Origin of the sequence: Corynebacterium endometrii, from assembly GCF_004795735.1 — a bacterium.
In the GTDB taxonomy this organism is placed as follows: domain Bacteria; phylum Actinomycetota; class Actinomycetes; order Mycobacteriales; family Mycobacteriaceae; genus Corynebacterium; species Corynebacterium endometrii.
This window is the reverse complement of sequence record NZ_CP039247.1, coordinates 958,309-969,743: the sequence shown is the minus strand read 5'-3', so window position 1 is coordinate 969,743 and position 11,435 is coordinate 958,309. Positions and strand designations below refer to the sequence as shown.

General features: G+C 59.3%; 11 protein-coding genes. 5 read left to right on the top strand and 6 right to left on the bottom strand.

The window, feature by feature from the left end:
- Positions 1-199 precede the first annotated feature (199 nt).
- Positions 200-922, bottom strand: a complete 723-nt coding sequence (locus CENDO_RS04425; RefSeq protein ID WP_136140961.1) for a hypothetical protein — start codon at positions 920-922, stop codon at positions 200-202.
- A 233-nt stretch (positions 923-1,155) separates the two neighbouring features.
- On the opposite strand from CENDO_RS04425, the gene CENDO_RS04420 reads away from it, so the two are divergent.
- Positions 1,156-2,289: an Mrp/NBP35 family ATP-binding protein gene (locus tag CENDO_RS04420; RefSeq protein WP_136140960.1), complete on the top strand. Its 1,134-nt coding sequence runs from the start codon at positions 1,156-1,158 to the stop codon at positions 2,287-2,289.
- Positions 2,290-2,429: 140 nt separating this feature from the next.
- Entirely contained in the window at positions 2,430-2,645 is a 216-nt protein-coding gene (locus tag CENDO_RS04415) for a hypothetical protein (protein ID WP_136140959.1), read from the top strand.
- Positions 2,646-2,689: 44 nt separating this feature from the next.
- Here CENDO_RS04415 and CENDO_RS04410 read toward each other — a convergent pair whose 3' ends face one another.
- The 3 genes from CENDO_RS04410 to sigE form a co-directional block, all read right to left on the bottom strand.
- Positions 2,690-3,187, bottom strand: coding sequence for a twin-arginine translocase TatA/TatE family subunit (locus tag CENDO_RS04410; RefSeq protein ID WP_136140958.1), 498 nt, complete (start codon positions 3,185-3,187; stop codon positions 2,690-2,692).
- 43 nt (positions 3,188-3,230) lie between these two features.
- A complete protein-coding gene (locus CENDO_RS04405) occupies positions 3,231-3,773 on the bottom strand; it encodes an anti-sigma factor family protein (RefSeq protein ID WP_246014385.1) in 543 nt (180 codons plus the stop codon).
- Positions 3,774-4,060: 287 nt separating this feature from the next.
- Positions 4,061-4,684 carry an RNA polymerase sigma factor SigE gene (gene sigE / locus CENDO_RS04400; protein WP_136140957.1) on the bottom strand — a complete coding sequence of 208 codons (624 nt, stop codon included), beginning with the start codon at positions 4,682-4,684 and terminating at the stop codon, positions 4,061-4,063.
- Positions 4,685-4,836: 152 nt separating this feature from the next.
- Between sigE and CENDO_RS04395 the strand changes: the two genes are divergently transcribed.
- A complete protein-coding gene (locus CENDO_RS04395; protein WP_136140956.1) occupies positions 4,837-5,496 on the top strand; it encodes an O-methyltransferase in 660 nt (219 codons plus the stop codon).
- 323 nt (positions 5,497-5,819) lie between these two features.
- Here the strand turns inward: CENDO_RS04395 and glgC are convergent, their stop codons facing one another.
- On the bottom strand, positions 5,820-7,046 hold the full coding sequence (gene glgC, locus CENDO_RS04390; RefSeq protein ID WP_136140955.1) for a glucose-1-phosphate adenylyltransferase: 1,227 nt from the start codon (positions 7,044-7,046) through the stop codon (positions 5,820-5,822).
- A 162-nt stretch (positions 7,047-7,208) separates the two neighbouring features.
- On the opposite strand from glgC, the gene glgA reads away from it, so the two are divergent.
- The gene (glgA, locus tag CENDO_RS04385; RefSeq protein WP_136140954.1) at positions 7,209-8,363 is read left to right on the top strand and encodes a glycogen synthase; all 1,155 of its coding nucleotides are present in this window, start codon (positions 7,209-7,211) and stop codon (positions 8,361-8,363) included.
- Between the two features lie 132 nt (positions 8,364-8,495).
- Positions 8,496-9,938 (top strand): GH32 C-terminal domain-containing protein, encoded by a 1,443-nt coding sequence (locus CENDO_RS04380; protein WP_136140953.1) that lies wholly within the window; start codon positions 8,496-8,498, stop codon positions 9,936-9,938.
- A 624-nt stretch (positions 9,939-10,562) separates the two neighbouring features.
- Here the strand turns inward: CENDO_RS04380 and CENDO_RS04375 are convergent.
- Complete coding sequence (locus CENDO_RS04375) at positions 10,563-11,432, bottom strand: methyltransferase domain-containing protein (RefSeq protein ID WP_136140952.1); 870 nt, start codon at positions 11,430-11,432, stop codon at positions 10,563-10,565.
- Positions 11,433-11,435: the final 3 nt, after the last annotated feature.

Below are 11,435 nucleotides of genomic sequence, written 5' to 3'. Positions count from 1 at the left end.
CTGCGCGAAAATCCAGTGAGAGTACCGTCTGACCGGTGGGCGGCGGGAGGAATAAAAGAGTCCTTCACGGTTTATAGGCCCGATGGGGAGAGTTCTTAGGGCTTTATCCAAATCGCTGAAGCGAGCATTTCACCTAGCTTCGCTAGGCGGCGAGGCACTACCTCAACCGGCCCCATGCCCGCACACTATGGTTATTGGCCTACTCACCAGCGCTATTGGACGAATCCGAATCACTCTCGGCGCCAATGTCGCCAGTAGACACGATCTGGCTTAGCCACTTGGCCACAATGTCCTGCTCGTTGCCAGTGGCTTCTGCTTCCTCGACCAAATCTGAGATTTCCTGCGTGGTCAAATACTTGGTCACCGATGACACGGTCAGGCGCTCGTCCCGGTCGAGCAGGCCCTTTACATAGATGGGCACGTAGTTCTGCGGCAGCTCCACGTGACTATCCCCCTCGCAGCCCCGGGCCGACGATGGGTCTACGGTGGTCAGTTCCACTGGCAGCGCCGCCATCATGGCGATATGGGTTTCGGCCAGGTAGTCCGTGCCTGAGGGGTCCGCCTGATCCTCCACGTACTCGGTAGACAGTTCCGCGGCACGGTTACTGTCAAAGGCTTCGAGCAGGTTGCCCGTGCATCCAATCCACATGTCTGCCTCACCGTGGCTGAGGAGCTCAGCCCGCTCATCTGGTGTCAGCTGCTGATTCCGCAAGATCTCAGCGTCGTGGCCTTCCGACTCCAACGTGGCTCGGTAGATTTCGGCAACCACGCGCTGTTCGGCACTGTCCGAGTCAACCATGATCCGGACGGTCTGCTCAGAAATCGCGGACTCTTCGGCCGCGGGCTCGATGCCCTGGCATGCAGCAAGCGCCAGGCTGCTAATCGCGGCCAGCGCAACGACCTTGACCGTTGCCAGTTTCATTGACCAGTACTCCTTCGTTTCGCCTATGCCACTTGGAATTCTATCCTTGCACCCCTGCCCCACATATCCGCCGGGGCGCCCACGCGCTGAGGGAGGTGCACGGGGATGTGGAAGTTGGCGGCACGGGCACTGATGGAAACTCTACACGGGATACTCCCGCACACTAGTTTCCTACCGCGAAAGGCCCCCACGCCCCACATGGAGAACTATAAGGACTAGGATGGGTAGGCGATATGACTGCTGTAAAAGAATCCGCTGTCCGCAGCGCGTTATCCCGCGTAGAGGATCCAGAGATTGGCCGCCCAATTACCGAGCTGGGCATGGTCAAGTCCATCGAGATTAACGGCAATGACGTGGCCGTTGTCCTGTACCTCACCATCGCCGGTTGTCCCATGAAATCCACCCTCCAGTCCAACACGCGTGCCGCGTTGGAGGAAGTTGAGGGCATCGGCACCATCTCCGTAGAGATGGACGTGATGAGTGATGAACAGCGCAAGGAACTCAAGGCCAAGCTTCGGGGCGGCCAGGCTGAGCCGGAGATTCCTTTTGCAAAGCCTGAATCCACCACCCGCGTCTTTGCCGTGGCCTCGGGCAAGGGCGGCGTGGGCAAGTCCTCCATGACCGTCAACCTGGCCGCAGCCCTGGCTGACCGCGGCCTCAAGGTAGGCATCGTCGACGCCGATATTTACGGCCACTCAGTCCCGGGTCTGCTGGGCTCCGACGCTGGCCCAACGGTCCTGGATGATGAGATGCTCCTGCCACCAATCGCCCACGGCATCAAATACATCTCCATCGGCCAATTCATTGACGGCAACGCGCCGGTAGTCTGGCGCGGACCGATGCTCCACCGCGCGATCCAGCAATTCTTGGCGGACGTCTTTTGGGGAGACCTTGACGTGCTCCTCCTTGACCTGCCGCCGGGCACCGGTGATGTGGCACTATCCGTAGCTCAGCTGATCCCCAACGCCGAGCTCCTCGTAGTCACCACCCCTCAGGCCGCCGCGGCCGAGGTTGCCGAGCGTGCCGGTTCAATCTCCCAGCAGACCCGTCAGCGCGTCGCCGGTGTTATTGAGAACATGGCCGCCATGGTCCTGCCCGATGGCAGCACCATGGATATCTTCGGCGCGGGCGGCGGTGAAGCCGTGGCCGAGCGCCTCACCGCGCTATTAGGCCACGACGTTCCGCTGCTGGGTTCCATTCCGCTTGACCCTACCCTGCGGGCGGACGGCGACTCCGGGACCCCAGTGGTTCTCGCAGACCCTGAATGCACCGCAGCGCAAGCCATCAGGGAGGTGGCCAATAAGCTTGCCGTGCGCTCAACTTCCTTGGCCGGAAAACCCCTAGGCTTGGGGGTCACCCGCTCCTAACTTTCCTAAAACTCGGGCCGCGTACACCACGTAATAGTTGTGTGTCACGCGGCCTTTGGCTATATTGCTCTAGCAACGATTCGGCGCGAAGCCGTCAACCACTGATTCCCAACAGGAAAGCATCGAGGTAGATTGTGGGAATGAAATTTCCGGAATGGGGCGTAGGTGCCTTTGCCGTCATCCTTGGCATCGTGCTCTACGTATGGCTGCGCAATGACATTGCCATTGGCGGGAAATTGCTCATCGCTTTCCTCATCCTCGTGGGCGCCGCCCAGGTGGGCCTCTCCCTCATTGGTCGCCCGCGGGGGGACGTACGCACCCCTGAAGAACGGGTACGCAAAAAGCTCCACGATTAAACGCCTAGGGCGCACCACATGGTGCGCCCTTTTATTTTCGCGATTTAATCTTGGTCGAAATACGTGGAGTAATCGAAAGACGGGCGCTGTTGCCCTGGCGCCTGAGGCTGCTGATACTGGTCAGTTTGATTAGGACGTTGGGCGTGCGGTTCTCTCGATGGCGCGGGCGGAGCCGGTGGCTGCGAGTTGTGCCCGGCCGGGTTTCCGGAGTTCTGCTCTCTACCAGCAACGGGTTTGCGCGGGTCAAAGTCATCCCACGCCGAATCATCACCGTCAAACAACGCCTTCGTGATAGCACCCCGGGGGCCTAGCTTGCCCCACTGCGCCGCCTGGCTAAGTGGCGCGCGAAGCTCCTCAAATTCCTTGCCGAAGTCACCAAACTCCCCGTTGAGCTCGGCCTTAGCGTTGTTGATAGCTTTCCGGGCCGCAAAGATTGCCGCGCGCACATCCTGAACTACACCGGGCAGGCGCTCCGGGCCAATGATAATCACGGCCAAGACTACGATGACGAATAGCTCGAACCAACCGAAATTTGAAAGCACGGTATTACTCTATCCTTTGGACCGCGTCATTTCTAAGACCGCGCTAGCTTGAGCGCTGATTATGTTTGATCGCACGCATAATCATTTCGAGTTTGTCAAAGATATCCTGCTCGGTGCCATAGGCTCCGCGGGGCGAGGATTGCTCCGCTCGCTCCCCCGCTTGATTCTCCTCACGGGAGCACGTGGTTGCAATTTTGGCTAGTTTGGCAAGCAGGTCGCGAGGCGCGCGAATGTCATCGCTACCTGAGCATTGCTGTACCCATTGGGACGCCCCTCGCTGGGAACGCACCTCTTCACGGCATTCCTCACAGTGGACAAGGTGCACCCGCACGCGGTGGGCCGCCTTTCCTTCCATCTCCTCATCGACGAAAGCCACAATGGCCTCGGGCCCTAAGTGGCCGATGGTGTCAAAGCGGCGGGCGCGCAGCTTTGCCTTTTCGCGGGCCTTATCGTGAGCCCTACCTTCATCCCTTTCGCGCGAAAAGTCACGCACCCTGGCCCGCAACTTCTCGCGCTTGGATGCGGTGGGGGCCAACTGCCCCATGCGCAGAGTGTGCTCCGAATGGGAACGCGAAATGTTATCCATTCTGGAATGCTCACCTCCTGCTGTGGCTTCTATGACGGCGCTTAACTCATGTGAATACACATTAGTGTTTTGTTGGTTTCACAAATTCCGGCTACGACGAGCTTGATCTTCGCACCGGTGGCTAGTTCCCCACTGTAGCGACGTCCACCGTTTATTGCCCGTGCGAGCCATCCAACTTTAGATGGAACTTTAAAAGTATTAACAAGTTGATTTAGGCAAAGAAAAGGCCGGCAAAGGCCGGCCCTCACCCATGGATGCTTTGTCGATATTCCACGACCTGCGCACAACTAGCGGGTGCGCAGCAGCATCTTGGCTTCATCGTTTACCTCTGCCGCAGCCTCGAGAGATGCACGCAACTGGGACCGCCCCCTGTGAATGCGGGAGCGCACCGTGCCCATTTTCACTCCGAGGGTCTCAGCAATTTCGTCATAGCTCATGCCCACTACATCGCATAAGACCACGGCAACGCGGAAGTCAGGCCCCAGCTCATCCAACGCCGCCTGGAGGGCAGGATCCAAATTCGCCACGTTATATGCCTGTTCCGGAGTCATGTCCGAACCGGGGACACGATCATAATCCTCCGGCAGCGCCTCCATGCGAATCTTGCTGCGGTGGCGGACCATATCCAGGAACAGGTTGGTAGTAATTCGATGCAACCACCCCTCAAAGGTCCCCGCCTGGTACCTATCCAGGGAGCGGAAGACCCGCATGAACGTTTCCTGAGTTAGATCCTCCGCATCATGCTGATTGCCAGACAGGCGATACGCCAAGCGGTACACGCTATCCGCATGCTCGGCCACCAGTTCGCCCCATTCCGGCATCGCCGACTCGCCGGCATCAAACGCCGCAGTGCCGGTCAAAGGCTTATCTACCTCGCCAACATTCTCACTACTGCGTCGCTCATTTGTCATGTGACATATTGTGCTACAACAACCCGGCAATCTCCACTTACGGCGCTGAGAACTGGCTGTGAACACACCTCAGCATTCCCACCAGTCACAATTAGCATTGGTTTCGGGTGTTTCGGGTACACCCTCCAGTATGAATACATAAAGTGGGACACGTGACTGACTTGGCTTACGACGCGCTGCGTTCTTATATCGAAACTTCCTCAGAGCCTTCTGAAGCGTTGAGCTCTGCTCGCTCCCATGCAGAGGAGTATTCACTTCCCGTACCGGATGAGGTTACCGGTCAATTGCTAACCACCTTGGCCGCGGCATCTACGGGCCACGCGGCCCAGACCGGGGAGAAGGCCCAGGCGGTTGCCATCACCCCAGCCGCTTCCGTGGTGGGGCTTTACCTGCTTCAAGGCCTTGCAGAGACCGGCATTCTCACCTGCATCGACCCCGAGGTTGAGCACCAGACCAACGCGAAGAAGGCGTTCCGGGAGGCCGGCTACTCACCTACCCGCGTGCGTTTCCTCCCATCACGCCCGCTGGACGTGATGGGGCGTTTAGCCAATGACTCGTACCAGGTCATCTACGCTGAGGTAAGCGCCATGGACATGCCCGCAACCGTGAAGGCCGCCTGGCCGCTTCTTTCTCAGCGCGGAACCCTAGTCTTGGCCAATTCCCTGTTGGATGGCACAATCGCCGATTCGACCCGCACGGATCGCGACACCAATGCCGCACGCGAGGCCGACGAACTGGCCCGTGGCTTGAAAGGCGCCCATGTTACCCGCCTCCCGTTGGGCTCAGGCTTGACCCTCATCACCAAGCTTTAGGCCTGACTCAAACTTGTCCATCCCGGTCCCCAGCGCCATCCTGGAAGGACCGGGATTAGGCGTTTTCCTATTCATGAGAATGCATTCGGGCCTGCCGCGCAGGAGGATCGCCCCCTTAAGCCTGCCTCAGCAGGACCGTGGCCCTATTTTCTGGCCTGGATTCATGGAGCTCGTACCGGACCCCGCAAACCTTGAGGTTCGCCATCGGGGGTAGTTAAAAGGTCCAACCGGTTTAGTTCCTCTTGTGGGAGATGCCGGGTGTAGGTGAAAAGCAAAGGGACCCGCCGTCGTCCGGCAGGTCCCAGTGTGGCGGCTGCAAAAAGCTAATTCGCCTCGACTACCTCCCCCTTGCCCACGACTACTACCCCACCGGCGGAGACGGTAAAGCGGGATTCGTCGAGGTTGCGATCGACGCCGATGATGGCACCATCGGTCACCCGGACATTCTTGTCCAAGATCGCGTGACGGACCACAGCGCCCTTGCCAACGCGCACTCCCGGCAGCAGCACGGAGCCTTCGACCGTAGCGCCGTCCTCAACATGGACGTCTGAAGAGAGCACCGAGTTGCGCACGGTTCCGCCCGAAATAATGCAGCCCGGGGCCACCATGGAGGACTGAGCTATGCCGTTTTGAACAAACTTCGCTGGTGGGAAGTTCGCATCATCAGTGGAGCTAATCGGCCACTTGAAGTTGTACAGGTTGAAGATTGGGTGTACAGAGATGAGATCCATATGCGCCTCATAGAACGAGTCGATGGTGCCCACGTCACGCCAGTAACCGCGGTCACGGTCGGTAGCACCCGGTACTTCATTAGCCATAAAGTCATACACGTGGGCCTCTTCGCGTTCCACGAAGTACGGGATGATGTCTCCACCCATGTCATGGCTCGAGTTCTCGTTCTTCTCATCCTCAAGCAGCGCCTCACGCAGGGCCTCCGCCGTAAACACGTAGTTACCCATGGATGCGTAGGTCATGTTTGGATCATCCGGGGTTGCCGGTGGATTCTCTGGCTTTTCCACGAACTCCGTAATATTGCCTTCTTCATCGGACTGAATGCAGCCAAAGGCGAAGGCCTCCTCACGCGGCACGCGGATACCAGCGACGGAACACGCCTTACCGGAAGCAATGTGCTCCTCAACCATCTGGGAAGGGTCCATGCGGTAGACGTGGTCCGCGCCGAATACGATGACGTAATCCGGCTGCTCGTCATTAATCAGGTTGAGCGACTGAACAATGGCGTCCGCAGAACCGGTGTACCAGCGCTTGCCGCGACGCTGTTGCGCGGGAACCGATGCGATGTACTGGGAAGTGGGGCCGGACATCGACCACGCCTGGGAGATATGCCGGTCGAGGGAGTGGGACTTGTACTGGGTGAGAACGGCAATCTTCCAGTAGCCCGCATTGACCAAATTGGACAAAACAAAGTCAATGAGGCGGTAGTTTCCACCGAATGGGACGGCCGGCTTTGCACGGTCTTCAGTAAGCGGGAAAAGCCGCTTACCTTCACCGCCGGCGAGGACAATAGCTAGGACATTAGGCTGGCTTTTCACCCCTCCAACGTTATTCCCTCCCGCGGGTTTTTTCAGCTAATCGGGGCTTTAAATCCCCCCTTTACAGGGGAAAATTCACTTACCTGTCGCGAAGAAAAAATCACAGTTAATGATTGCCAAACATCTCGCAACGCCCACCTGAGAACGTTAGGCTAAATAGTTATGAGAGCCGGAATCTTTTCAAAGGAATATCCCCCAGAAATTTACGGTGGCGCGGGTGTTCACGTCGCCGAGCTGACCCGCTTCATGCGTGAACTCATCGAGGTAGAGGTCCACTGCATGGGCAAGCCCCGGGAGGAAAAGGACGTCTTTACCCACGGCGTGGATCCGGAGCTGGCCGGGGCAAACGCGGCTATCCAGACCCTGTCCACCGGGCTCCGCATGGCTAACGCCGCATCCTCGATTGATGTGGCCCACTCGCACACCTGGTACTCCGGACTAGGCGGGCACCTAGCCGCCAAGCTCTACGGGATTCCGCACGTTGTCACCGCTCACTCTCTCGAGCCGCACCGCCCGTGGAAGCGTGAACAACTCGGCGGCGGTTACGAGATCTCATCCTGGTCCGAGAAGAACGCCATGGAGTACGCGGACGCGGTCATCGCGGTTTCGGCCGGCATGAAGGCCTCAATCCTTGAGGCCTACCCACGAATCGATGAAGCCAAAGTGCACGTGGTCCTCAACGGTATTGACACCCAGCTCTGGCAGCCGCGCGAGGCCAACGTGCTCGACGAACTTGGGGTGGATAAGACCCGCCCCGTGGTGGCGTTCGTTGGGCGCATCACCCGCCAGAAGGGCGTGGAGCACCTACTCAAAGCGGTGCGGAAGTTCGACCGGGACATTCAATTGGTCCTGTGCGCGGGGGCTCCGGACACCCCAGAGATTGAGGCCCGCACGGAGGCATTGGTCGCGGAGCTCCAGGCCGAGCGCGACGGGGTTTTCTGGGTCAAGGAAATGCTTGACCGCGATAGAATCCAGGAAGTCTATTCCGGCGCCGATATCTTTGTCTGCCCTTCCATCTATGAGCCACTAGGCATCGTCAACTTAGAGGCCATGGCGTGCGGCACCGCGGTGGTGGCGTCGGACGTAGGCGGCATCCCAGAGGTTGTTGTGGACGGTGAGACGGGCGTGCTTGTCCACTACGATGAGCAGGCCGTTGATGATTTCGAGTCCGGCCTCGCTGATGCCGTCAACAAGCTCGCCGGCGATAAGGACTTGACGGCCAGGTATGTCAACGCAGGCCGCCGGCGCGCAGTGGACAAGTTCTCTTGGGCCACCATCGCGGCCCAGACGGTGGACATCTACGCCTCCCTCGTTTAACGCCTTTGCGCTGGATTCTGCGGGTTTCTACTGGTTGCGGACCGGTTGAAAACCCGCAGATTTATTTTTAAGTATCATGGCGTGTTCGAAGCATAATTCTCCACTTAATCTCTTAAGGAGTGTTGAGGGTCAATGACCACTGACATCCATCGCCCTGAACTTCACTTCACCACAGAGACTGGCGTGCTCGAGGCACCAGCCGGCGTTTTGTTGGACGGTGAATCCTGGCACCTGTTTTTCCAGTACAAGCTCGGCGCTGATGAAAAGTCACGCTGGGGTCACACGTACTCGACCTCACTTCCTTTCGACTGGATCGAATGCGATGATGTCCTCGCCCCAGCCGGCGGCGAAACCGGTCTCCGTGCGGGTGCGGTGGCCGCGGTCGATGGCGGCATCAACCTCTACTTCACGTCCATCACCGGTGCGGGCTCCTCCGTGAACCTAGCAAGCTACGCCAACGTCGATGACGTCTGTGAGGTTTCTGATGAGATAGGCGCCTTGGACCCCCATGTTCTGCGCCACGGTGCAATTGTCCAGGACACGGAGGGATTTACCCGCTTCCGCACGCCGTGCGTGGTCCCCGACTGGGATAATGGGGATCGTTCAGAGGGCCACAAGGGCTGGCTGATGCTAGCCCTCACCGGCGAGGCCGGCAGCTCCACCCCCGTCATTTTATCCAGTGCCGATGGGGTCTCGTGGACGCTGGACGGTGAACTCACCTTCGAGGGTGAAGATACCGGTTTCAAATCCTCCGAGGCGCCGGGCAATGAACTGCCGCCGGTAGCGGCACCGCGCATCATCCGCCTGCGCGATGAGGTGGATGGGGAAATCTATGACGTATTGTTCATCACCCTTGAGCGCGACGGGGCCGAGCTATCCGGTTACCTTGTTGGCCGCCTCGAGGGCACCGTCTTTAACGTGGTCACGGGGTTCAAGCGCATCGATTACGGGCATGATTTCACCCGCCCGCGCAACACCAACGTCACCGCAGGAACAATAGACGCGGACAAACGCTACGAGGAGGCCGTAATCTTTGGCCTGATGAGCGGCGCCGGCCGCCAGGACGCGCCCGCTGAGCATCCATCGCTGAGCCAAGAGGGCTGGGCCAATGCGCTATCCCTCCCGCGTTACCTGACGCTGCAGGGCGGGGTCATCTATCAGACTCCGGCACGCGGTTTGCCCGATGCGGTTGCCACGACGGATCGCGCGCGCCTGTGGACCGGCCTGCTTGAGGTTCCCTCCGGTTCTGAGGTTGAAGTACAGCTGCTCGATGGCAATGGCTCCCCTGCCGCCATCATTAAGCACTCCGGTGACGAACTAACCTTGGACCGCTCCTTGTGCGGGGCCTATCAGGATAGCTACGCGGGGGACGCGGTGGCCTCGGCCCCGCTGCGCGAGGATGATTCTGATTCCTTGACCATCGTTGTGGATGGTTCCACCGTTGAAGTTTATGCGGACGGCGGCCAGGTAGCCATGGCTTCCCGCGTGTATTTTGACGGGGGTTGCTCTGGTATTTCGGCCTCCACGTCTGGCGAGGCTGAAATCGTCCGCGAGTGGGAACGCCACGGCAGCTAAACCCAGGCACGGCTGGAAACGGGGCTAAAGCATTTAAAACTGCGTCGAAGGGGCGGCTCCCGTAAGTCGCCCCTTTGACGTAGTCAGTTTCCCTATCCCCGTTGGCGTACTCCCCATTGCGGCGTTCTCCGCTGGCGTTAGGTTCGCCGGATATAAAAGCAGTCCGCGGCCCCGGTGGTTGCCGCCCGCCATCCGTTAGCGGCCGGCGAGCCCGGGGCTGGAAACGTTGCAGCCGCTTCGGCTTGCTTGCCGGGCTTTTGGGCCGCCCCATCGCTTAAGCCCCTGGCGCGAGGCGCCAAAGCAAAGGCCAATCCATACCCAGGTACCGGCCCTAGACGCCGGCGACCGGGCGTCATCTTCCAGACTAGCCGCAACGCATACTTAGGACTCCTCGGCCGGACGCCAGGAGTCATGGCGCGGTTGGCGGGGACGTTAGCCTAGCGTCCCAATCCACGTGGCAATCACCGGGTTCGGGTCTTTCGAATTCTAATCTCCGCACTTTAAAGACACGTTTGGATACCCAAGAGCAATAATTTGAGTATCTATCGACTTAAGGGGGCAGAAAAAATCACCACCCGGCTGGAAAGCCTGGTGGTGACTGGGAAACTAAGGTTGAGCCCCGCGTTATTTCTTCGCCCGGAGACGATCCAAGCGGGCATGCGCCGTGACCGTCATGGTCTCCGGCAGCGCGGCCATGCGCTGGGCCAATTCGTCACGGCTGATATGACGGGCTGACGGGCTCATGGCCACCTGAGCCTTGATGGAATCACGATCTAGCTCGATGGGGAATGAGATATCCACCGGATCGGCAGACTGCTCGAGGTATCCCTTGGCCTGCTCGTACATGCGCTCGACCTTGCCTTCTTCTACGCCCAGGATGCCCAAAGGCTCGCGCAGCTCATCGAGGTGACCGGAGCACGGGGTCAGAACAACCACTTCCCCGCCTGGGGTGAGAACACGCTGGAATTCCGCCGGGTTGCGTGGGGCAAAGATGACGGAGATGGCATCAATCGAGCCGTCCTTGATGGGTAGGCGATCCCAGACGTCCGCAACCACGGCTCCCACGCGCGGGTGGCACTTCGCCAAGTGCTTTGCCGCATGCGGGGAAATATCAAGGCCAATGCCGCGCGCGCCCCGGACGGAATCAAGGGTGTGCGCCAGGTAGTAACCGGTGCCGGCGCCAACTTCGAGCAGGGCGGGCTCCGCCTCATCGGGCACCTCGGCCGCATCAAGGATATCCTGCACCGCGCCGGTAACCGCCTCAACGAAGGGAGCGAAGTGCCCCCTGGAAAGGTAGGTTTCACGGGCGCGAACCATATCCAAATCGTCACCCTTGTGTTTGAGCCCGGCCCCACCGGCCAAGGTTACGTAGCCCTGTTTAGCAACGTCGTAAGAATGGCCCGAATCAGATACTAGGCGCGAGAAATCGTCAGCACCGGTCAGGCCTGTCCCATCTACGGGATCGGCAAGAACATCAATGATGTGTGAAAGCATGGG

Bases quoted from the DNA above. Each gene is read 5' to 3' on its own strand.
- CENDO_RS04425 (WP_136140961.1), bottom strand. From the start codon at position 922: ATGAAACTGGCAACGGTCAAGGTCGTTGCGCTGGCCGCGATTAGCAGC.
- CENDO_RS04420 (WP_136140960.1), top strand. From the start codon at position 1,156: ATGACTGCTGTAAAAGAATCCGCTGTCCGCAGCGCGTTATCCCGCGTA.
- CENDO_RS04415 (WP_136140959.1), top strand. From the start codon at position 2,430: ATGAAATTTCCGGAATGGGGCGTAGGTGCCTTTGCCGTCATCCTTGGC.
- CENDO_RS04405 (WP_246014385.1), bottom strand. From the start codon at position 3,773: ATGGATAACATTTCGCGTTCCCATTCGGAGCACACTCTGCGCATGGGG.
- sigE (WP_136140957.1), bottom strand. From the start codon at position 4,684: ATGACAAATGAGCGACGCAGTAGTGAGAATGTTGGCGAGGTAGATAAG.
- glgA (WP_136140954.1), top strand. From the start codon at position 7,209: ATGAGAGCCGGAATCTTTTCAAAGGAATATCCCCCAGAAATTTACGGT.
- CENDO_RS04380 (WP_136140953.1), top strand. From the start codon at position 8,496: ATGACCACTGACATCCATCGCCCTGAACTTCACTTCACCACAGAGACT.
- CENDO_RS04375 (WP_136140952.1), bottom strand. From the start codon at position 11,432: ATGCTTTCACACATCATTGATGTTCTTGCCGATCCCGTAGATGGGACA.